Genomic DNA, 21,526 nt, shown 5'->3' with positions numbered 1-21,526 from the left:
GAGTGCGAGCCGGCCGCCGTCGCAGGGGCGGCCGATCACCGGCTGCCCGCTGCGGAGGTCGGACACACTGGCGCGCACCGACATTCGGACGACCTGTCCGGCAGCGGTCAGGCCGATGCCGTCGTCGCAACCGATCTCGACGACCCGGTCGGCACCGGCATCGACACCGACACCGTCTGCCGGCGTGGGCGACACCCGGACCTCGGCGATTCCCGGTGGTGCGGGACTGGCGAACCCGAGGCTGTTGACGTCGATGAGGTCGGACTGCGCGCGAATGGTGATCTCGACACGGTCGGTGACCGCGGGATCGAGCCGCACGAGACCGCTCTCGTCGACCTCGCGGATCTGCTCTCCCGTCCCGAGGTCGACCGCGACCTCGGTGGGCGCGGCGGGATAGCCCCGCGGGGCGTCGATGGTCAGCGAATCGACCCGCTGTGCGCGCGGGAGGTCGAGGACCAGGGTGGGACTGTTCTCGTCCGCTGCGCCATCGTCGGTCTCCCTGTCGCGCGCGGGCGACTCTTCCTCGTCGGGGATCTCCGGTGCGGTCCACGATGTTCCGGGATCGCCGTCGACGGCAGCCGCGGGCCCGCCCCGGGGATCGGTCACCGGGCGGGGCCCGCGCGCCGTGACCCGGTCGTCCTCGGCGAGAAGCCGATCCAGAGCATCACCGGGTCGGGGTCGCAGGATCGCGGTGGGGGAGACGGTGACATCCGACGGCACCGAGAGTGCGCGCCCGAACACCGCCGAAGTCTCCGGCGAGAGTGCGAGACCCGGTGCGCACCTGGTCATCTGCCGCTCGGGGTCGGAGACGCACGACGCCCGCCCGGACAGCTCCTGGTACAGCAGCCACTGGGCCACGTCGGTGCCGGCCTCGAGTTCGGGCAACACCACGCGGTGGCGGATCCGCACCGGCGTCGCGGTTCGCAGATCGGAGACCGTCACCTCACCGAGCGCGAATTGGTTTCCCGCCGTGCCGTCGTCGGTGCGGAGCGCGCGGATCTGGAGCCAACCGGTGGGGCCGCTGGGGGCGATCACGGTGACCGGTTCGCCGGGAGCGAGACCGGAGACCACCGTGCTGCCCGCCTCGGTGGTGATCAGCGCACTCGTGACGTCGGGTCCGAGCGCCTTCGCGGTCGTCAGGGTCACCGCGAGATCGGTGCGCGGCGTCGTGAAACCGATGCGCATCCATCGTCCGACCGCGGTCTCCAATCCGCCGCTCACCCAGGCGCTCTGCGGGTTGCCGTCGAAGGCCGCGGCCGCCGAGTTGGCCGGCGAGGTCTGCCCGGGCTGGACCGCGTCCGCCGCCGATCCCGACGTCGACACCTCGACTTCGCCGCTCTCGTTGTCCAACAACCATTCCCCGTGGACCAGTGGTTGGCCGTCGACGGGGTAGTCGGCGACGGCGTTCTGTGTCCGACGCGGGTCCGACGGCGACCTGATCGCCGAACTGTGGTCGTCGACGCGGCCGAAGTCGGTCTCCCGGTCAGCGGGTGTGTCGGTCACGATCAACGGGCCGTCGACGATCCCGGCGCGGCGGGCGTCGGCGTCGAGCACGACGGGTCCGAGCGGGGGAAGTCCCTGGCGTGCGCGGACGTCGGCCAGTTCGGCGATCGCCTCGGGCCCGCCGGCAATGCGGGGGAGCCCGGTGGTGTCGACGAGTCGCGGACCGGTGCCGGTCGTCGGCGCGCCCGGTTCGCCGACGGCGTAGATCTGCACCGCGGGCATCGGCGGCCGTAGTCCGTTGTCGCGCACCACTCCTCGGACGCTGGGTGGCCCGATCGGCGGACCGAACTCGGCGACGCGACGAAGCCCGGGCGACTCGTCGAGTGCCTGTTGCGCGAGCAGCGGGCGGGCCGACCGCGAGGTGTCGGGGTCGAGATCGGCTCGGAGGACGACGAATCCGATGCCCTGCCCGGCGAGGGTGGGGGCGAGACCGGGGGAGCCACGGCCCGCGGCGATCTCCCGTTGTACGGAGTCAAGGGTGCGGATCGCGCCGGGCGGGGTGAGCGGGATCGCGTCGCGGACCGCCCACGGGGTGTCGGACAGGGGTTGCAGCGGTTCGTCGCGGGTGAGCCCCCAGAGTTGGTCGGCGAACGGGGCGCCGGGGACGACCAGCGCGCGGGCGGGCGGGGCGCCGTCGTCGCGTTCGCTGTGCTCGGCCAGCCAGTCGGCGGTCTGCTGCCAGTGGCGTGGAATCGCCTGGTACGTACCGTCCGGCGCGAGCTGACCGGTCCACATCAACGACCCGGCGCCGATCACGGCGACGAGCAGAACGATGGTCGCGGCGACCGGTCGCGACCGCTGGGGCTGGGCGAAGGCGGAGAGCGTCTCCCGGCGACTCGCACTCCCCGGCAGCGGAACCCGTGCCAGGAGATGTGCGACGCCGAGGACCAGCGGGATGCGGAGCAGCGGCTCGAACTTGTGGATGTTGCGCAGCGGGGCGCCCGGGCCGTCGAGGAAGACGCGTACCTGCTCGGCGACCGGCGACCCGAGTTCACCCGCGTAGCCGACGCACATCAGGACGAGGCCGACGCCGAGAATCGCGACGAGACGGCCGCGGAACGGCATGTGCCGCATGCACAATCCGGCGAGCCCCGCGGCCGCGATGGTCCCGGTCGCCAGTACCGCGGCGGGCTGGGTGACGAGCACCGCCCCGGCGACGCGCTCCGGCGACACGAACGGCGTCCACGAACTCGCCCCGCGCAGCACCTCGGTGAGCGAGGTCCACTGCGTGGTGACCCGGGACGACTCGATGTAGTCCAGGAACGGCGGACTCACGCGCGACAGGATCAGCAGCGGCACGACCCACCACGCGCATGCCAGGGTCAGGCCGGCCGCGGTCCAGGCGCCGAACCGCCACCAGCGTCGGTCGCGCGGACTGTGCAGCAGCCACCACAGAGCGGCGACGCCGAGCGCTGCCAGCGTGGCGACGGCATTGACCGCGCCCATCAGCGCGACCGCGGCCGACGCACGCGCGGCCTCCCGCCACAGCGGGGCAGCGTTCTCGGCCCGCGTGTCGAGTGCCCGCACCACCGGGATCAGCACCCACGGGGCGAGCATCATCGGCAGGGTCTCCGATGAGATCGAGCCGAGGGTGGTCAGGACCCGCGGGCTGAGCACGAAGACGGCGGCGGCGATGATCCGCGAGGCGGGCGAGCCCAGCCGCAGCATCTCGGCGAGGCGGACGATGCCGACGAAGCCGACGGTGAGCAGCACCGCCCACCAGAGGCGTTGCACGATCCACGGCGGAACGGCGAGAAGGTCACCCAGGGCGAAGAACGCCCCGTGGGGGAAGAAGTACCCGTAGGCCTGGTTCTGCACCTGCCCCATCGGTGCGTTCGGCGTCCACAGATGCGCGGCGCGCGCGAGGAACCCGAGCGGATTCGCGGTGAGGTCGAGTTTGGTGTCGGCGGCGATGCGGCCCGGTGACTGCAGCAGGCAGATCAGCAGCGAGATCGCGCCGACGACGGCGATACCGCGTCGGCTGAGTACGGACTGATCCGGTGGCGGAGGCGGAGTACTCAGTTGCGGCTGCTGTCGATCAGGAGACGCCGGGACCGGCGGCGTCGTGGATGGGTCAGTTGGTCTCGCCGGCTCCGCCGCGCGAACCGTAGTCCACCGAACCCTGGACGAATCCGTTGTTCGGGCTGATGTTGTTCAGATCGGTGGACGGGCTGTTCTCGGAGGCCAGGAACCCGCCGAGGAACACCGCGCCGAGTCCCACCAGGATGCCGGCGACCCCGGCGACGGCTCCGGCGACAAGGCGGTTGTTGGTCATGGCGATGAAACTACCATCGCCGAAGTCCGATTCCGGGTGACACCCGCTGACACCTGCGGATCGATGCGGCCGCGGTCAACGCCGAGACCGCACTTTCGTCAGGGTGCGATCCCACAGCAGCCGCGCACTCGTCTTCAGCAGTTCGGGCTTGTCGACGTCGTGGCTGAGCAGCATCGTCGACGTCGCGATCGTGCCGGCCGACGCCTTGGACCGGTGCCCGGAATCGAGATGCGGTTGCGGGTCGTATTCGATGACCAGCTGGATCGCCTCGGCTCGTGCGCGCCCGGCGATCTGCTCGGCCAGCCACAGCGCGAGGTCGATACCGGCGGACACGCCCGCGGCGGTGACCAGGTCGTCGTCGGGCAGCGCGCGCACGATGCGCTCGTCGGACACCGCATTCGCCCCGTGCAGGGTCAACGCGGCCATCGACGACCAGTGCGTCGTGGCCGGCCTGCCGTCGAGCAGACCGGCCGCGGCCAGGATGATCGAACCGGTGCAGACCGACGTCGTCCACTGGGCGCCCGGCCGTACGGCACGCAGCCAGTCGAGGACCTTCTCGTCCTGCGAGGCGGCCAGGAAACCGGGACCGCCCGGCACCAGGACGACGTCCGGCGACGGTGTCTCGTCGAACGAATGCGTGGCTCCGACGACGAGCACGCCCGAGTCGGCGACGACCGGCCCGGGTTCGTGCCAGACGAATCTGACCTCGGTGTCGGGCAGGGCTCGCAGCACCTCGTAGGGGCCGATGAAGTCGAGCGCGGTGAACTGCGGGTAGAGCACGATCGCTATCCGGGTCATGGATGCCTTCCGGGTCGTGGGTTCTCGGGTGTGCGTCTAGCGGAAGGTGCGGCGGTACTGATCGGGCGGCACGCCGAGCCGGCGGACGAAGGTGCGCCGCATCGTCTCAGCCGACCCGAACCCGCACCGGGTGGCGATCACCGGCATCGTGTCGTCGCTCTGGGTGAGTGCCCGGCGGGCGGCGTCGGTCCGGACCCGTTCGACATAGGCGCCCGGCGCCTCACCGGTCTCGTCGGTGAAGATGCGGGAGAAATGGCGTGGGCTCATCGACGCGTCGCGGGCGAGATCGTCGACGCGGTGCACCCGGCCCGGCTCGGCCTCGATGCGTTCCTGGATCTCGCGGATCGCCGCGCGACGGGCCCGCGGCATCCACACCGGCGGGGCGAACTGGCTCTGGCCGCCCGGCCGTCGCATGTAGAGGACGAGCCACCGCGCGACGAGCTGTGCGAGCTCGGTGCCGTGGTCCTCTTCGATCAGGGCCAGCGATAGGTCGATTCCGGCGGTGACACCCGCGGAACTCCACACACGATCGCTCCCGCGGACGAAAAGGGCCTCGGCGTCGACCTGGATCGCGGGGTACCGCTCCGCGAGCAACTCGGTCACCGCCCAGTGCGTCGTCGCGCGCTTGCCGTCGAGCAGCCCGGCCTCGGCCGCGAGGAATGCGCCGTTGCACACGCTGACGACCCGTCGGGCGCGACCTGCCGCTCGCCGGATCCAGTCGATGAGTTCGGGATCGTGAGTGGCGTCGTGGACGCCGGTCCCGCCGGGCAGGATCAGGATGTCGAGCGGATCGGCCGGATCGGGGAGTGGATGCGCGACGAACTCCAGACCGACGCCGGTACCCACCGGCAGACCGGTCGTCGACACCAGCCGCAGGTCGTAGCGGACCTGCGCGCCCTGGTCGGCGAGGGCGTACGACGCGGTGGTGAACACGTCGGCCGGTCCCGTCACGTCCAGGGCTTGTACCCCGGGGAACCCGAGAATCAGCACCGATCGCGTCATGCAGACATCGTTTCCGACCCGCACCATGGCGTCCAGGCCACGCATCCCACAGATCAGGACACGTCACTGTTGTTTGATCTGGTCCCCACCGCCGGTTGAGCCGGCCCCGCCCCTGGTCGAGCCGGCTCGCCCCCCGTTGGTTGAGCCGGCTCCGAGCGCAGCGAGGCGCCGTGTCGAAGCCACTTGGTGACCTCGACAAGCTCGGCCGTCAGGTGGGGACGCTCGGCCCGGCGGGTGTGCCCCCCGCTGGTTGAGCCGGCTCCGAGCGCAGCGAGGCGCCGTGTCGAAGCCACTTGGTGACCTCGACAAGCTCGGCCGTCAGGTGGGGACGCTCGGCTTGGGGTGTGTGCCCCCCGCTGGTTGAGCCGGCTCCGAGCGCAGCGAGGCGCCGTGTCGAAGCCACTTGGTGACCTCGACTAGCTCGGCCGTCAGGTGGGGACGCTCGGCCAGCAGAGCTGCGCTACAACGTGACCTGCGGTTCTTTCTCGCACTTCGCGGGCACGATGAACACCGGCCGATGGCAATGTTTGAGGACCCTCTCGGCGACGCTGGACCGCAGCAGTGCCTTGAGTCCCGACGCCCCGCGCGTTCCGGTGACCAGGAGATCGACGTCGAGCGCTTCGGCGGCGGCGACGAGCGCACCCCACACCGTCGACTCCACCTCCACGAGCGATCCGCGTGCGGTCAGTCCGCACTCGGCGGCGAGTGTCACGCCGCGCTCGTTGATCGAGGCGGCCTCGTCTTCGAGCGCCTGGTCGACGCCGGCGTCGAGTTGGGTGTCGATGAACGGCTGCATCCCGCCGGCGAGGGTGGACATACGTGCCGGCGTCATGCCGCCGGGCTGCCAGGCGGTGACGACCACTGCAGATTGCGCGCGGAGAAATTGTCCGGCGTAGCGAATGGCGCGGTCGGCGTTCGGTGACCCGTCATAGGCGATCATCAGTGTTTGTGCGGCACTGTTGCCGCCGCTACCGCGCCCGGCGGTGGCGGACCCGGACGAATCGGACCCCACGTCCATTGGCTCAGACTACATGCCAGACTCGTGCCATGGGCCCAACTCGCAGACCCCGACGGATTCGTCGCGAAGGGATCCGTGACAACTGGATCCGGAATGCGATGACGACAGGGACGGTCGCCGTACTGTGCGCGGCGCTGGCGGCGTGCGCGTCGTCGACGCCGGACTCACCGCCACCGACTCCCTCGTACTCGGCGTCGTCGCTCGCTTCGACGTCTTCGTCGGCGTCGCCGACGACCGTTCCGGTCGCAAACAGTTGTGGTGCAAGCGAACTCGCGAAACTGTCCGTACGCCAGAAGCTGGCGCAGCTGATCGTCGTCGGCGTCACCGGGGCGGCCGACGCGCAGCAGATCGTCGAGAACGAGGAGATCGGCGGGATCTTCGTCGGGAGCTGGACCGACAAGGCGATTCTGACGAGCGGTGCGGCAGCACGTATTTCGCAGAACTCGCCGATCCCGCTGATGGTCACCGTCGATCAGGAGGGCGGGCGGGTGTCGCGCCTGTCCGCGCTCGGCATCGACCACGCCTCGGCCCGTGAACTCGCCCAGACCAAGACGCCCGAGCAGGTGCGCGCGATCGCGGCGGATGTGGGCCGCAAGCTCAAGCGCCTCGGTGTCACCGTCGATTTCGCGCCGGTCGCCGACGTGAGCGACGAGTCCGACAACGAGGTGATCGGCGACCGGTCCTTCAGCAACGACCCGGCGGTCGTGACCGAGTACGCGGGCGCCTATGCGGCAGGACTGGCCGACGCGGGAATCACGCCGGTGTACAAGCACTTTCCGGGACACGGGCACGGCTCGGGTGACTCGCACCTCGGTGTCGTGACGGTCCCGTCGCTCGCCGAGCTGCAGGACAGCGATCTCGTGCCGTTCCGGACTCTCCTGCGCGACCCCGGGACCGCGGGCGCGATGGTCGGCCACCTGATCGTCCCGGGTCTGACGAAGGGGTTGCCCGCCAGCATCAGCCGACCCGCGATCCAGATGCTGCGCACCGGCGTCGGCTACGACGGTCCGCGGTTCAACGGTGTGATCTACTCCGACGACCTGTCGGGCATGGCGGCGATCAGCGCGCAGTACCCCATCGAGCAGGCGGTGGAGAAGTTCATCCTCGCCGGTGGCGACGTTGCGCTGTGGCTGTCCACCGACCGTGTCGGTTCGGTGCTCGACAACCTGGAGCGTGCGGTGTCGTCCGGTCGCCTCGCGCCGGCCCGCCTCGACGACAAGGTCGTGCGCATCCTGCGGTCCAAGGGTGTGGTGAACTGTTGACCTGCTGAGACCCCGCGTCGACGGGGGTTTCACCTTACCGATTGGTAAGTTGTTGATATCGTCGGTCGGAACGGTTGTCGTGAACGGAGGTGGCGGTCATGTCGGGCGGAACCAAGCGCCTGCCCCGCGCGGTGCGCGAGCAACAGATGCTCGATGCTGCCGTCAAGGTGTTCGCGCAGAACGGTTTTCGCGAGACCTCGATGGACGCCATTGCATCCGAGGCGCAGATCTCCAAGCCGATGCTGTACTTGTACTACGGCTCGAAGGACGAACTGTTCAGTGCGTGCATCGCCCGCGAGTCCGGTCTGTTCATCGACGCGATGAGCGTCGGTTTCGACCCGTCGCTGTCGCAGCGTGAGCAGGCCGTCACGGTGATCCGCGAGTTTCTCCGCTTCGTGCACGAGCACCGGCAGTCCTGGCGGGTGCTGTACCGCGTCGCCATCGGCACCGCCGGTTTCGCCGGCATCGTCTCCGAGAGCCGCCAGCGGGTCACCGAGATGGTCGCCCAGCTGATCAAGGCGGGCACGACCGTCGAGGTCGACAGCGACATCGACTTCGAACTCACCGCCGTCGCGATCGTCGGCGCCGCCGAGGCCGTCGCCGACCGCATCACCGAGGGCGACGTCGACCTCGAGCGGGCCACCAGCCTCCTCGTCGGCATCACCTGGCGCGGCCTGAAGGGCGTCGGTACCGACGCCTGAAGTATCGACACCTGAGGTGCAACGCAATCGCTCCCGCGGCCCCGCTTCCCATCCGCTGATTGGATCCAATAAGCGAGACGGAAACGAGACCGCGGGAGCGAAAGGCGAGGGCCCTCAGCCCTCCCGAGTCGTCGCGGTGAGGTGCGGGAATCCCTTGCGGCGATCGCGGATCGCGATGTCGAAGCTGCCCCTGCCGTCGATCCGGCGGGTGTAGAGGTTCACCTTGGCCGGCAACAGGATCGGCTTGCCGAACTTGACGTCGTAGGTGACCGCGTCGGGCAGCTGCGCCTCCACGTTCGCGACAGCCGCTGCGGCACTCCACATCCCGTGGGCAATGGCCTTGGGGAAGCCGAAGGCCTTCGCCGGCAGGTTGCCCATGTGGATCGGGTTGCGGTCGCCCGAGGCTGCGGCGTACTCGCGGATCCGCTTGAGGTCGACGGCCAGGATGGCGTCCGGCGGCGGCGGGGTCTTCGACTTCGGTTCGGGACCCCGCGGCTCGTCGGACAGGCTGGTGCGCTGCTGCTTCAGGAACGTCGCCGTCTGGGTGGTGACGAGTTCCGATCCGACGCGGATCTCGCTGACGACGTCGATCAGGATGCCCTTGCGGTGCTCGCGCAGGTTCTGTGCATGCGTGACGATGTCGAGCGGCTCACCGACTTCGATGGGCCGCGTGCGTTCGATGGTGTTCGTCATGTGCACCGAACCGACGGCGCCGAACGGGAACTCGTCGGACGTCATGAGCTTCATGACGACCGGGAACTGCAGCACGAACGGGTACGTCAGCGGCAGGGTGCCGCCGAACCGCTGCCCGGTCGCGTGGCAATACGCCTGCAGCGCAGTCGAATCCACCCGCACGCCGTCGAGTCGGTAACGCGTCTCGGGTGCGGTGGCGTCGGCCGGCACCCGTGGCGGCTTGCCGATGCCGGGCAGCAGCGCGGTGACCGCCTTGCCGTACAGCTCGGCGGTGCCGGGTGCGGACGGGAGGGTGATCGTCTTGCCCATCAGGCCCCCAGGAATCCCTGGCCGCAGACGCGGACCACATTGCCGGTGATGGCATTGCTCGCCGGGTTGGCGAAGTAGGCCACGGTCTCGGCGACGTCGACGGTCTGACCGCCCTGCTGCAGCGAGCTCATCAGGCGGCCGGCCTCACGGGTGGCTAGCGGGATGGCCGCGGTCATCTTGGTCTCGATGAAGCCGGGCGCCACCGCATTGATGGTGATGCCCTTCTCGGCGAGGATCGGCGCGTAGGCGTCGACGAGGCCGATGACACCGGCCTTCGAGGCGCCGTAGTTGGTCTGGCCGCGGTTGCCCGCGATGCCGGCGATCGACGAGACGTCGACGACGGCGCCGCCCTCGCGCAGAGCACCCTTCTCGAGCAGCGTCTCGACGAGGGTCTGCGGTGCGATGAGGTTGACCGCAATGACCGCGTCCCAGCGGGAGTCGTCCATGTTGGCAAGCAGCTTGTCGCGGGTGATGCCGGCGTTGTTGACGATGATGTCGATGCCGCCGTGACGCTCGAGAGCGTGCTCGGCGAGCTTCGCGCCGGCGTCGGCCGCGGTGACATCGAGCGGGAAGGCGGTGCCGCCGACCTTGTTCGCCGTCTCCGACAGCGCGTCCCCGGCCTGCGGGACATCGGCGGCGATCACGTGCGCGCCGTCGCGGGCGAGAACCTCGGCGATCGTCGCACCGATGCCGCGGGCGGCACCGGTGACGACGGCGACCTTGCCCTCGAGGGGCTTGTCCCAGTTCTTCGGCGCGGTGGCGTCGGCGCCGCCGACCCGGATGACCTGGGCGTCGACGAAGGCCGACTTCGCCGACAGCACGAAGCGCACGGTCGACTCGAGGCCGGTCAGCCCGGTCTTGGCGTCGGGGGAGACGTAGACGAGCTGGACGGTGGACCCCTTCAGGAGTTCCTTGCCCAGCGAGCGGGTGAAGCCCTCGAGTGCGCGCTGCGCGACGCGCTCGGAGGGGTCGGTGACCAGCTCCGGCGTGGTGCCGATGACCAGGAAGCGCGCGCAGGCCGCGGTCGAACGCATCGCGGGCTGGAAGAACTCGAAGAGCTGACGCAGCTCGGCGGGAGTGGTGATGCCGGTCGCGTCGAAGACCAGGCCGCCGTACTTGTCGGCGCTGCGCCCGGTCGTGGCGTTCTGGATGAGGTCATAGTCCTCGGTCGAGAGCATCTCGCGAAGCGGTTCGACGAGCCGGCCGGACCCGCCGAGCAGCACGGGGCCGGGCAGCGGCGGCTCGGAGGCCTTGTAGCGCCGCAGCGGCGGCGGGACGGGCAACCCGGCCTGCTTGGCGATGAATGCGCCGGGCGCGGAATGGACGAAGCTCGAGTACAGGCCAGTGTTTCCGTTGGCGGCCACGTTGATCTCCTCTGACTGTCGTTCGACAACGAACTTACTGATGAGTAAGAATACGCTATAGATACCGCACCCGACCCTTGGGAGATCGACGTGGCCGAACAGTCCAACCCCACCAGCAAGCCGAAGACCCGCAGCGATCGTCCCGTCGCGATCCTGGGCGGCAACCGCATCCCGTTCGCACGCCAGGACAAGGCGTACGCGAGGGTCGGGAACCAGGAGATGTTCACCGCCGCGCTCGACGGCCTGGTGAGCCGCTTCAACCTGCAGGGCGAGCAGCTCGGTATGGTCGCCGGCGGCGCCGTGCTCAAGCACGCCCGTGATTTCAATCTCATCCGCGAGTCGGTGCTCGGTTCGGCGTTGTCGCCGTACACCCCTGCCTTCGACATCCAGCAGGCCTGCGGCACCGGACTGCAGGCCATCACGACGGTCGCCGACGGCATCGCCCGCGGCCGCTACGACGCCGCGATCGGCGGTGGCGTCGACACGACGTCCGACGCACCGATCGCCGTGGGCGAGGGCCTGCGTCGTCAGCTGCTCGAGGTCAATCGCGCGCGGAGCACCAAGGACCAGATCCTCGGCGCCGCGAAGCTGCTGACGAAGCTCGGCATCGAGATCCCGCGCAACGGCGAGCCCCGCACGGGCATGTCGATGGGCGAGCACGCCGCCGTCACCGCCAAGGAGTTCGGCATCAAGCGCGCCGACCAGGACGAGTTGGCCGCCCGCAGCCACCAGAACATGGCGGCCGCCTACGACACCGGCTTCTTCGACGACCTCATCACCCCGTTCCTGGGCCTGACCCGCGACCAGAACCTGCGCGGCGACTCCACCGCGGAGAAGCTCGCCAAGCTCAAGCCGGTCTTCGGTGTCTCGCTCGGCGACGCGACGATGACCGCGGGCAACTCGACGCCCCTCACCGACGGTGCGTCGACCGTGCTGCTCGCCAGCGATGAGTGGGCCGCCGACCGCGGACTGCCGGTGCTCGCCTACTTCGTGGACAGCGAGACCGCGGCGGTCGACTACGTCAACGGTCCGGACGGGCTGCTCATGGCCCCGACCTACGCGGTGCCGCGTCTGCTCGCCCGCAACGGGCTCACACTGCAGGACTTCGACTTCTACGAGATCCACGAGGCCTTCGCGTCGGTGGTCCTCGCGACCCTGCAGGCCTGGGAGTCCGAGGAGTACTGCAAGGAGCGCCTCGGCCTCGACTCGGCACTGGGTTCGATCGACCGCAGCAAGCTCAACGTCCACGGTTCGTCGCTCGCGGCGGGTCACCCCTTCGCGGCGACCGGCGGCCGGATCGTCGCGCAGGCGGCCAAGCAGATCAAGGAGAACGGCGGCGGTCGCGCGCTGATCTCGATCTGTGCCGCGGGCGGCCAGGGCGTCACCGCGATCATCGAGGGCTGACGACCCGAAGCGGACATCATCGAGAGCTGGAATCCCGGTAAGTGAGACGGATCGGCGACTGATCGGCCGATCCGTCTCACTTTCGTGGGACGAATCGGGGTACTTCGTCACATATTCGACAGAATCGGCCGTCCGGGGATGCCTCCGGCCGAAAAGTAGCGTAAATATGTCTATAGCTCCGGCTGCGCTGTCAGACCCCCGACCCGACAGCTCGGCCGGAGCGCCTGCTTTCCCGACCGTAGTTCTGCGGCCACCCCCTGATTGGTAAGTCGTCAGCCCGCCGAGCTGCCAGCCCCGATGGATGGAGTTGTGACCCCAGGCTCTCGCCGAGCACGATTCGCGCTACGCGCCGTGCTCGCCGTCGTCGCCGTGATCACGCTCGTCCTCGCCGCGGAGTTCGTGGCCACCCGCTCCGATTCCCCACGCAACGCCGTCGTCGGCGGTATCGATGCGGGCGGTCGGAACTCCGCCGAACTCACCTCCGTACTCGACGAGCTGACGGCGCGCTCGCGACAACCGGTCGTCTTGCGGACGCCGGAGGGCTCGGCCGAGGTCGCGCCCGCCGAGCTGGGACTCACATACGACGCCGATGCGACGCGGGCTCGTCTCCTCGAGCAACCGCGCAATCCGCTCGTCCGTCTGGCCGCGCTGTTCGGCCGCGACTTCGACGTCGAGCCGGTCGTCACGCTGGATCGGACGGCGATGAACGCGGCGCTCGACGCCCAGCGCGCGTCACTCGAGAAGGCCGCGGTCGAGGGTGGTGTGCACTACGACGGCACCGAGCCCGTCGGGGATCAGCCCGCCAAGGGTGAACGCATCGCGCGAGACGCTGCCGCCGCGACCCTCGTCGACCGTTGGCTGGACGGCGCCCCCGTCGACCTGCCCATGGAACCCTTCTCGCCGACGGTGAGCGCCGAGGTCGTGGCCGCGACCGTCGCCGGACCGGCCGAACGGGTGGTCGCGGCTCCCGTGAGTCTCGTGGACCGCCGCAAACGGACGGTCGAGGTGCCCGCGGGAGACCTGGCGTCGATAGTGACCTTCGGGCCCGACGGCCGCGGCGGGCTCACCCCCCGAGCCGACGAGAAGGTGGGGCGCGAGATCCTCGCCCCCGACCTCGACGCCTCGCAACGGGCCCCCGTCAGCGCGACGTTCAGTCTGGCGTCCGGCCGTCCGCAGGTGGTGCCGGGCGTCGACGGCGCCGCGATCAACTGGCCGAAGACCCTGGCCGCCGTCGCCACGAGTGCGGCGGCCGACGGTGGCGATCGCAGGGTCGAGGTCGTCTACGACGACGTCGAGCCGAAGCTCACGACCGATGCCGCGCGCAAGCTCGGGGTCACCGAACTGATCAGCGAGTACACCACCGGTGGCTTCTCGAGCGCTTCCGGGGAGAACATCCGGCTCGTCGCCGCCGAGGTCGACGGGGCCCTCGTCCTGCCCGGAAAGGTGTTCTCGCTCAACGGGCACACCGGGCCGCGCGGAGCGGAGCAGGGGTACGTGGAGTCGACGATCATCGACCACGGTCGGGCGTCGAACGCGGTCGGCGGCGGGATCTCCCAGTTCGCGACGACCCTGTACAACGCGACCTATTTCGCCGGGCTCGAAGACGTCGACCACACCGAGCACGCGTACTACATCTCGCGGTACCCGGAGGCGCGGGAGGCGACCGTGTTCGAAGGCGCCATCGACCTAAAGTTCCGCAACAACACGCGGCACGGCGTGCTGATCGAGACCGCCTGGTCGCCGTCGTCGGTGACGGTTCGGCTCTGGGGAACGAAGGCGTTCGAGGTCGAGTCGGTCACGGGTGAGCGGGTTGCCCCCACCGATCCGCCGCGAGTCCGCGTTCCGCGCGGGGACGACTGCATCCCGAGCAGCGGGAGCAAGGGTTTCACGGCATCGGACACCCGGATCATCAAGGACGCGCGTACCGGACGGGAGATCGATCGGTCCACCCGCACCGTCCGCTACGCGCCCGAACCCATCGTGAAGTGCGTCTGACCCCGGGGTGGTTCGGCGCGGGGTGATCTGATGTGGAGGATTTCGATGCGGGGTGTTTCCCCGAAGGGCTTTACCGAGCGATAGAACGCTCGATAGGCTCCGGGGCGTGGATATCAATGGAGCTAGTGCAATCGTCACGGGTGGCGCGTCCGGCATCGGCGCGGCTGCGGCTCGCCAGCTGGCGGCCAAGGGTGCAAAGGTCATCGTCGCCGACCTGAACGCGGACAAGGGCGAGGAACTCGCCAAGGAGATCGGCGGACAGTTCGTCGCCGTTGACGTGACCTCGACCGAACAGATCGAAGCCGCCGTCAACGCGGCCACCGAACTGGGCCCGCTGCGTGCGCTGGTCAACTCGGCCGGCATCGGCTGGGCGCAGCGCACCATCGGTCGCGACGGTGAGTTCGGGTCGGCCCACAACCTCGACGCCTACAAGAAGGTCATCGCGATCAACCTGATCGGCACCTTCGACTGCATCCGTCTCGCGGCCACCGCCATGAGCCGCAACGAGCCGCTCGACGGCCACGGCGAGCGCGGCGCGATCGTCAACATGGCCAGCGTCGCAGCCTTCGACGGCCAGATCGGCCAGGCGTCGTACTCGTCGTCGAAGGGCGGCGTCGTCGGCATGACCCTCCCGGTCGCGCGCGACCTGGCCGCGGTCGGCATCCGCGTCAACACCATCGCCCCCGGTCTGATCGACACCCCGATCTACGGTGAAGGCGAAGCGGCTGAGGCGTTCAAGGCCAAGCTCGGCGAGTCGGTCCTGTTCCCGCATCGCCTGGGTGCGCCGGACGAGCTCGCCTCGATGGTCGTCGAGCTGGTCACCAACAGCTACATGAACGCGGAGGTCATCCGCGTCGACGGCGGCATCCGGATGCCACCGAAGTAGATCCGACACACCACTGGGGTAACCGCGCAGACCCACCGCCGGCCCGATCCGGTGGTGGGTTTGCCGTCTGTTCACCGGTTCTTTCCGTGAAAGAACTTTCATTCGCGCCTCATGAAGGTGTCACGCCGGCACCGCAGAGTGGTCGCCATGAACGTTCCGCACACGATCGACCGAGGCCCGGGACACCCGGGGCCGGTGACGATGTACGCGACGCGTCCACCGGTGCGAAAGGTGGTGCCGCCACCGCCCCGACGCTCCCTGCGGGACACCCTCGGCGGCCTGCTGTCACTCTGGGCGACAGCAGGACTCGTCGTCGTGGTCGTCGCCGGCGCGTTCGTCGGTCACGCCGGATGGTCGGGCGAGCTGTCCTTCGACGCCGTCGTCACCCTGCTCGTGTTCTTGATCGCGGTGTGGGCGTGGATCTTCTCGCCGCTGGATGACACCTATGTCGCGCTGGGTGGCGGTATCGCTCTGGTGGTCTTCGGCATCATCGACGCCAACACGTTCGCGGGCACGCTCGGCTCCGGCGTGATCTGGTTGCTGATCGGTGCTTTCGTGATCGCAGCCGCGGTCACGGCGTCAGGTCTGTCGGCTCGTGTGTCGGCGCGGGTCGTCCGCCGGGCCCGGACGCCTCGTCAGTTGGTCCATCTGATCACCGCGGCCCTGTTGCTGACCACGTTCGCGATCCCGGCGACGTCCGGCCGTGCGGCCCTTGCTCTTCCGATATTTCTCGCGCTCGCCGCGGTCCTGCGTGACCGACCGCGCCTGGTGCTCTGCCTCGCGCTGGTCTTCCCGATGGTGATCCTCTTCTCGGCGGTGGGATCGCTTCTGGGTGCCGGTGCGCACCTCATCACCGTCGAGATCGTCTCGGCCGCAACCGGTGGCGGTATCGGATTCCTGCACTGGGCGGTCCTCGGCATCCCCCTGGCGCTCGTGTGGTCGCACCTCGCGGCCGAGTCGGCACTGTGGTTGATGACCGATCGCGCCGAGCGGGCACGTCCGCTGTGCGTGCCGCCGACCGCTCTCGCGACGACCGGGACGGCGACCTCCGGCCCGCTCACGTCTGCACAACGACGGGTGTCCGGCATCCTCGGACTCGTTGTGGCGCTGTGGTGTTCAGAACCGCTGCACGGTGTCGACCCGGCCATCGTCGCGGTGCTCGGCGCGCTGGCCGCGTCGGCGCCGGCGGTCGGCGCGACGACGCTGGGCGCGGCGCTGAAGACCGTCCCGTGGACGCTCCTGCTGTTCATGGCCGCCACCCTCGCGCTGGGGATGGCGCTCAACTCCAGTGGTGCCGCGGAGTGGCTGGCGGATCAGGCTTTCGGGTCCATCGCCGAGACCGGGCCGGCGGCGGCGATGGTGTTCGTCGTCGTCGCGGCGATCGTCTCGCTGCTCGCGCATCTGGTGATCCAATCCCGTTCGGCCCGTTCGGCGGTACTGATCCCGATCATCGTGGTGACCGCCCCGGCCGTCGGGGTCGACCCCGTCGCCGCGGCCTTCCTGTCCACCGCGGCCGCCGGGTTCTGCATCACCCTCACCAGCTCGGCCAAACCGGTCGCCATGTTCGCGGCGAGCGACGACGTCCCCGGTTACGAATCCCGACATCTGCTCACGATGTCGGCGCTGCTCGCGCCGGTGTCGCTGGTGCTGCTCATCATCTTCGCGTTCTGGGTCTGGCCCTACCTGGGTCTGCCCCTGCTCTCGTCCTGACCGTCGCATCGCCGCGACTGTCCCGAATGTGCCTCCGGGTGCGAGTTCCCGTCTCCTCATCAAGACCTTGTCCGATCGATCAACAGGAGTGCCGATGTCTGTCCGAGTTCCGCAACGAATCCTGGTCGCCCCGAGTGGTTTCAAGGAGAGCCTCGACGCCGTGTCGGTGGCGACCGCCATCGCCGCGGGGGTGCGGCGCACGCTCCCCGGGGTGCGCGTCGACATCGCACCGATCGCGGACGGCGGGGAGGGAACGGCGCGCATTCTGGCGGCCGCGGGCAACGGGCGGCTCCACGAGCTGACCGTCCGCGGTCCCACCGGTGAGCCGGTGCAGTCGCACTGGGCCGAGGTCGGCGTCGGTCGGAACCGCATCGGCGTCGTCGAGATGGCCGCCGCAGCTGGATTGGCACTCGTTCCGGCGGGGCAGCGAGATCCCGGCGCCACCACCACTTACGGAGTGGGACAACTGATTGCCGCGGCCCTCGACGCGGGGGTGTCGGCGATTCTCGTCGGCTGCGGCGACTCGGGCACATGCGACGGCGGCGCGGGTGCGCTCCAGGCGCTCGGTGCGCGCGTCCTGGACCATGACGGTGACGAGATCGATCGCGGCGGAAACGAACTGGCGCGCGCGGCGTCGCTGGATCTCACCGGCCTGCATCCGCGGTTGCGTGAGACCGAGGTGGTGGTCGCGGGCAACCCGCACAACGTCCTCTGCGGACCGAGCGGCGTCGCCCGCGTCTTCGGGCCGCAGAAGGGGGCGACGCCCGCACAGGTCGACTCGCTGTCGGCGGCGCTCGACGTCTGGGCGGACATACTGCAGCGGGATGGGCTGGCCGACATCGACTATCGGCAGGGGGCCGGGGCCGGCGCGTCGGGTGGACTAGGTGCGGGCCTGGCGGCAGCCGGCGGGAAACTGCGCTCGCGGTTCGACGCACTACTCGATTCCGGGCTGTCCGGCATCGACCTCGATCATCGGATCGGCAAGGCGGATCTGGTGATCACCGCAGAGGGTTCGATCGACTTCCAGACCCCTCGCGGCAAGGTGCCCGCGGAGGTGGCCCGCCGCGCCCAGTTGCGGGGTGTGCCCGTTGTCGCGCTGGCGGGTTCGCTCGGGCACGGTGCGCCCGCCGTCCACGACGTGGGGATCGGGGCGATCGCGTCGATCATCACGGTACCGATGCCCTTGTCGGAGGCAGTCGCCAATGGCGAGCAACTCCTCGCCGACGCCGCCGAGCGCACCATGCGGATGATCCTCCTCGGCGCCGCGGTCTCCGCCCGGGCCGGGCAGCGGAAGCGGAAGAAGGCGGTCTGATCTCCTCGCCCGCGGATGTGCGGGGACCGATCCTCCAATCAATCAAATGGGCCTCGAATTCGACCCACTTGTCCGATTTGCCACACGCCGACCAGGGTGTTGCCAATAGGTTGGCGAGGTGGAGCTTCGTGAGCTGTCCAAGGGTGGAAACGTCTCTGTCGACGAAGTCGCCGGCGAAAACTCACCGCGGCTGGTGGTCGTCATCCAGACCGAAGCGGCTGCGGGCAAGGAGATCGGGCTCGACGCCGGCATCCTCATCCTCGGTGACGACGGTCAAGTGCGGTCCAATGACGACCTGATCTTCTACAACCAGCCCACGGGGGTGGGAGGCGCTGTACGGCTGGTCTCGCACGAGGTGCATCAGCAGGACCCGGACGGCAGTTCGTTCAGTCAGAAAGATGCCGTGGAGGTCGATCTCGCGCGCATACCCGATTCGGTCGCGCGAATAATGGTCACGGCCAGCACAGACCCTCGGACAGATGCGAGCTTCGGAGACGCCGAGCTCGTCACCATGTACGTCGCCCATGCAGACGAGCCAGATGCTCCGTTCGTCGTGCACGCAATGGAAGGTCTGTCGTCGGAACGCGCGCTGATCTTCGGCGAGATATACCGACGCAACGATGCCTGGAAGATCCGAGCCGTCGGTCAGGGTTACGACGGAGGGCTCGAGGCCCTGGTTTCCGACCATGGGATCGAAGTCGACGACACAGAGTCTGTCGACGGCAGCCTGGATTCGACTGATGAGGACGAGGAACCGGACACGGAACAGAACGTTGCCGGGTCGGTCCCTGACGCAAGTTCGGCCGAGGCGGCTCTTGCCGCCGACACCGGAATGCCGGGTGCCGATGACGCCGTGCAAGAAACCGCACCTTCACTGAGTGAGCCCGGTACGAAGGTCTCGATCGGCCGAAAACGACGCCCGGCGCCGTTGCCGAAAGACTGGGCGTCGAGAACTCTGGCATATCTACCTCGACAGGTTGAGTCGGAGTGGAAGCGGGCGCGCCTCTTTCCATCTGCAGGCATCAAGTCGGCCGCCGAACAAGAGATGCGCACGACGTCCATTCTGTTGGCCACGATGGAAACGGTCCCCGAGTTCGGCCGCGCGGTCCTCAGCCAGACCGGAGCGCCGCGAGGACGTATCGAAGCATTCACCGAAGTTCGATTCTCGATGTCGGGTGAGGACGTGCGCCCCGATGGACTGATCAAGGTGAGTCGCGGTAGCAAGGTGTGGCGAGCACTTGTCGAAGTGAAAACCGGCCGGGCGGAGCTGACCGGGGATCAGGTCGGAACCTACCTCAAACTGGCCAAGGCGAAGTCGTTCGACGCAGTGATCACGATCAGCGGCGACCTGATGGCCTCCCCGGATCTCCACCCTTTCGCCGTCGAGAGTCGACCTTTGAAGAACATTGTCCTGAAACATCTTTCGTGGGAGGAGATCCTCGCCGAGGCAATGATCGTGCACGAGCATGTCGGCGTCGGCGACAGGGTGCGAGCTCGCCTGCTCGAGGAACTCCTCTGGTACGCCGCCGACAGCCAGTCCGGTATGCGGACCTTCGACGACATGGGTAAGCAGTGGGTCAAGATCCGGGAAGCGGTCAAGAACAAGACGGTCGGCGCGTCGGACGACTCGACGTCGGACGTGTGCGACAGATTCGATCGTCTGGCCCGCCACGTCGCGCTCCGGCTCAGCGCACTGACCGGGCAGCGCGTGACTGCACAAGCCCCGGCGAGTCGAGTCGATTCGGTCAGCCGCGCTCGGCAACTGGCCGATTCAGGGGAGCTCTTCGCGTTGTTGCGAGTATCCGGAGCGGCTGGACCGGTGGCAATGCACGCAGACCTTGGCCGCGGGCGTATCGGTTGCTCGTTGAAAACCGCAGCCCCGCGGGCAGGGCGACCGCAGACCAAGATCAACTGGCTGGTCCGTCACCTCTCGGGCGCACCCGAGGACCTACGGATCACGGCGCATCACGCGGGAAGTCGGGTCGAGTCGACCGCGGCGCTGCTGAAGGACATTCGCGCAGACGCGACCTCTGTCATGCCTACCGACGGCCGCGACATCCGCGAGTTCACGGTGACCATGGAGTCGTCCATGGGGTCGAAACGGTCTGGCAGCGAGGGTGGATTCGTGACGGCCATGGTTCTCCTGACCACCACCTTCTATGCGGATGTGGTTGAGCGGGTGCGGTCGGGAAGGGATGCCTGAGCCGCAGACGAATTCACGACGCCTGGGCCGCCATCCGGTCACCGCGCCCCACTGACGAACCTCAGCTCGACTGATGGACCTCGATCGAAGTCCATCAGTCGAGCTGAGGTTCGTCGGTGACTCGATACGCCGATGCCCCATCGGTCACGGATCGACAGGTGGATACGAAAGTCCGTGATCGGGGGGTTCGGGATAGTGTTCGCGCGTGACCAATTCGCCATATCAGTCGGGGGACCCGCGAGTCGGACCACAACCCCCACCCGGGCACTATCCTCCGCACCCGGGCTTCTATCCGTCGAACCGGTCGTACGCCGCGCCGCCTCCCTACGGCGGTCCGGTGCCGGGAGGCATGTACCCACCAGGCCCGCCGTTCCCGCCGCCGCAGCGGAAGAAGAAGCGCACCTGGTTGTGGGTTTCGCTCGGTGTTGTCGGTCTTGTGGTTTTCGCGGTGGCGGGCCTTGGCGTCCATCGACTGGGAGAATCGATCCCGCCCAGCAGAGTGCTGACCGGTAGTAGCCACATCTCCATAGGTGAATGCGTCCAGATGGAGGTCAGGCAGGGCTCGCTCATCCCGAAGCGGGCCTCGTGCTCAGGTTCTGAATTCCGCTACGTCGTGGTCTCGATGTCGACCGGCAGGGAGAGCTGTGGTCCGGAGTATGCGAAGTTCTGGTTCTCGACCAAGTATCCGTCTGCGGCCGGCGGGTTGTGTCTCGCGGAGGTTCTGAACCTCGGCAGCTGCTACTTCCTCTCCGCTGCCACCGAAGGCGTCGCGATCGCCGAGACTCGCGAGATCGATTGCGCCGAGCCGATTGTGGTTCCCGGCGCAACCAACATTCGTGTCGATTCGAAAGTCGAGGGCAAGCCGACGTGCCCCGAAGGCCAGTCGAAGTACTTCATCCCGAAGCCGACCCCCACTGGTTACTGCCTCACCTTCCTGGAGTGACCAGCCTGCGTCCATGAGTTCCGAGGGGTGACAAAGGTACGGTTCCTGCCGCCCGACCGGCGAACCTCACCTCGACTGACGGACTTCGATCGAAGTCCATCAGTCGAGTCGAGGTTCATCGGTGCCCTGGACGTGGCGGCAGGTGGCG

The 21,526-nt window shown here is 68.7% G+C and carries 15 protein-coding genes and 1 pseudogene; 9 read left to right on the top strand and 7 right to left on the bottom strand.

What is annotated here, in order from left to right; all coding sequences use genetic code 11:
* Positions 1-243: 243 nt before the first annotated feature.
* From AS181_RS25765 to AS181_RS14225, 5 genes and pseudogenes are all read right to left on the bottom strand, one after another.
* Positions 244-3,417, bottom strand: a pseudogene (locus AS181_RS25765) (alpha-(1->3)-arabinofuranosyltransferase); the annotation flags it as partial.
* A 160-nt stretch (positions 3,418-3,577) separates the two neighbouring features.
* A complete protein-coding gene (locus tag AS181_RS14240) occupies positions 3,578-3,778 on the bottom strand; it encodes a DUF2613 domain-containing protein (RefSeq protein ID WP_004023745.1) in 201 nt (66 codons plus the stop codon).
* A 75-nt stretch (positions 3,779-3,853) separates the two neighbouring features.
* Positions 3,854-4,576 carry a DJ-1/PfpI family protein gene (locus AS181_RS14235; protein ID WP_058252225.1) on the bottom strand — a complete coding sequence of 241 codons (723 nt, stop codon included), beginning with the start codon at positions 4,574-4,576 and terminating at the stop codon, positions 3,854-3,856.
* A gap of 36 nt (positions 4,577-4,612) precedes the next feature.
* The gene (locus tag AS181_RS14230) at positions 4,613-5,578 is read right to left on the bottom strand and encodes a GlxA family transcriptional regulator (protein ID WP_058252312.1); all 966 of its coding nucleotides are present in this window, start codon (positions 5,576-5,578) and stop codon (positions 4,613-4,615) included.
* A 460-nt stretch (positions 5,579-6,038) separates the two neighbouring features.
* Positions 6,039-6,596, bottom strand: coding sequence for a universal stress protein (locus AS181_RS14225; protein WP_058252224.1), 558 nt, complete (start codon positions 6,594-6,596; stop codon positions 6,039-6,041).
* A gap of 98 nt (positions 6,597-6,694) precedes the next feature.
* On the opposite strand from AS181_RS14225, the gene AS181_RS14220 reads away from it, so the two are divergent.
* Complete coding sequence (locus AS181_RS14220) at positions 6,695-7,858, top strand: glycoside hydrolase family 3 N-terminal domain-containing protein (protein WP_058252223.1); 1,164 nt, start codon at positions 6,695-6,697, stop codon at positions 7,856-7,858.
* A gap of 98 nt (positions 7,859-7,956) precedes the next feature.
* Entirely contained in the window at positions 7,957-8,559 is a 603-nt protein-coding gene (locus AS181_RS14215) for a TetR/AcrR family transcriptional regulator (protein WP_058252311.1), read from the top strand.
* 114 nt (positions 8,560-8,673) lie between these two features.
* Here AS181_RS14215 and AS181_RS14210 read toward each other — a convergent pair whose 3' ends face one another.
* Together AS181_RS14210 and AS181_RS14205 are read right to left on the bottom strand one after the other, a co-directional pair.
* Positions 8,674-9,561 carry a MaoC/PaaZ C-terminal domain-containing protein gene (locus AS181_RS14210; RefSeq protein WP_058252222.1) on the bottom strand — a complete coding sequence of 296 codons (888 nt, stop codon included), beginning with the start codon at positions 9,559-9,561 and terminating at the stop codon, positions 8,674-8,676.
* Complete coding sequence (locus AS181_RS14205) at positions 9,561-10,925, bottom strand: 3-oxoacyl-ACP reductase (RefSeq protein ID WP_058252221.1); 1,365 nt, start codon at positions 10,923-10,925, stop codon at positions 9,561-9,563. Before AS181_RS14205 ends, AS181_RS14210 begins: the two co-directional genes overlap by 1 nt.
* A 90-nt stretch (positions 10,926-11,015) precedes the next feature.
* Here AS181_RS14205 and AS181_RS14200 point away from each other — a divergent pair, with 90 nt between their 5' ends.
* The 7 genes from AS181_RS14200 (at position 11,016) to AS181_RS24590 (ending at position 21,378) form a co-directional block, all read left to right on the top strand.
* Positions 11,016-12,329 carry an acetyl-CoA C-acetyltransferase gene (locus AS181_RS14200; protein ID WP_058252220.1) on the top strand — a complete coding sequence of 438 codons (1,314 nt, stop codon included), beginning with the start codon at positions 11,016-11,018 and terminating at the stop codon, positions 12,327-12,329.
* 297 nt (positions 12,330-12,626) lie between these two features.
* Positions 12,627-14,324 (top strand): VanW family protein, encoded by a 1,698-nt coding sequence (locus AS181_RS14195; protein ID WP_231742440.1) that lies wholly within the window; start codon positions 12,627-12,629, stop codon positions 14,322-14,324.
* 106 nt (positions 14,325-14,430) lie between these two features.
* Positions 14,431-15,210, top strand: coding sequence for an SDR family NAD(P)-dependent oxidoreductase (locus AS181_RS14190; protein WP_058252218.1), 780 nt, complete (start codon positions 14,431-14,433; stop codon positions 15,208-15,210).
* Positions 15,211-15,357: 147 nt separating this feature from the next.
* Positions 15,358-16,920, top strand: a complete 1,563-nt coding sequence (locus AS181_RS14185) for an SLC13 family permease (RefSeq protein WP_082652947.1) — start codon at positions 15,358-15,360, stop codon at positions 16,918-16,920.
* A gap of 94 nt (positions 16,921-17,014) precedes the next feature.
* The gene (locus AS181_RS14180; RefSeq protein ID WP_058252216.1) at positions 17,015-18,232 is read left to right on the top strand and encodes a glycerate kinase family protein; all 1,218 of its coding nucleotides are present in this window, start codon (positions 17,015-17,017) and stop codon (positions 18,230-18,232) included.
* Positions 18,233-18,350: 118 nt separating this feature from the next.
* Positions 18,351-20,435 (top strand): TerD family protein, encoded by a 2,085-nt coding sequence (locus tag AS181_RS14175; RefSeq protein ID WP_058252215.1) that lies wholly within the window; start codon positions 18,351-18,353, stop codon positions 20,433-20,435.
* A gap of 337 nt (positions 20,436-20,772) precedes the next feature.
* Positions 20,773-21,378, top strand: coding sequence for a hypothetical protein (locus tag AS181_RS24590; RefSeq protein WP_231742439.1), 606 nt, complete (start codon positions 20,773-20,775; stop codon positions 21,376-21,378).
* The last annotated feature ends 148 nt before the right edge of the window (positions 21,379-21,526 follow it).

It is taken from the genome of Gordonia sp. SGD-V-85, from assembly GCF_001456905.1.
In the GTDB taxonomy this organism is placed as follows: domain Bacteria; phylum Actinomycetota; class Actinomycetes; order Mycobacteriales; family Mycobacteriaceae; genus Gordonia; species Gordonia hongkongensis.
This window is presented reverse-complemented; position numbering and strand designations above follow the sequence as displayed.

What these genes read in the sequence shown, in the direction of transcription:
- AS181_RS14215 (WP_058252311.1), top strand. Translation starts at nt 7,957, where the DNA reads ATGTCGGGCGGAACCAAGCGCCTGCCCCGCGCGGTGCGCGAGCAACAG.
- AS181_RS14220 (WP_058252223.1), top strand. Translation starts at nt 6,695, where the DNA reads ATGACGACAGGGACGGTCGCCGTACTGTGCGCGGCGCTGGCGGCGTGC.
- AS181_RS14235 (WP_058252225.1), bottom strand. Translation starts at nt 4,576, where the DNA reads ATGACCCGGATAGCGATCGTGCTCTACCCGCAGTTCACCGCGCTCGAC.
- AS181_RS14185 (WP_082652947.1), top strand. Translation starts at nt 15,358, where the DNA reads ATGAACGTTCCGCACACGATCGACCGAGGCCCGGGACACCCGGGGCCG.
- AS181_RS14230 (WP_058252312.1), bottom strand. Translation starts at nt 5,578, where the DNA reads ATGACGCGATCGGTGCTGATTCTCGGGTTCCCCGGGGTACAAGCCCTG.
- AS181_RS14180 (WP_058252216.1), top strand. Translation starts at nt 17,015, where the DNA reads ATGTCTGTCCGAGTTCCGCAACGAATCCTGGTCGCCCCGAGTGGTTTC.
- AS181_RS14195 (WP_231742440.1), top strand. Translation starts at nt 12,627, where the DNA reads ATGGATGGAGTTGTGACCCCAGGCTCTCGCCGAGCACGATTCGCGCTA.
- AS181_RS14210 (WP_058252222.1), bottom strand. Translation starts at nt 9,561, where the DNA reads ATGGGCAAGACGATCACCCTCCCGTCCGCACCCGGCACCGCCGAGCTG.
- AS181_RS14225 (WP_058252224.1), bottom strand. Translation starts at nt 6,596, where the DNA reads ATGGACGTGGGGTCCGATTCGTCCGGGTCCGCCACCGCCGGGCGCGGT.
- AS181_RS14240 (WP_004023745.1), bottom strand. Translation starts at nt 3,778, where the DNA reads ATGACCAACAACCGCCTTGTCGCCGGAGCCGTCGCCGGGGTCGCCGGC.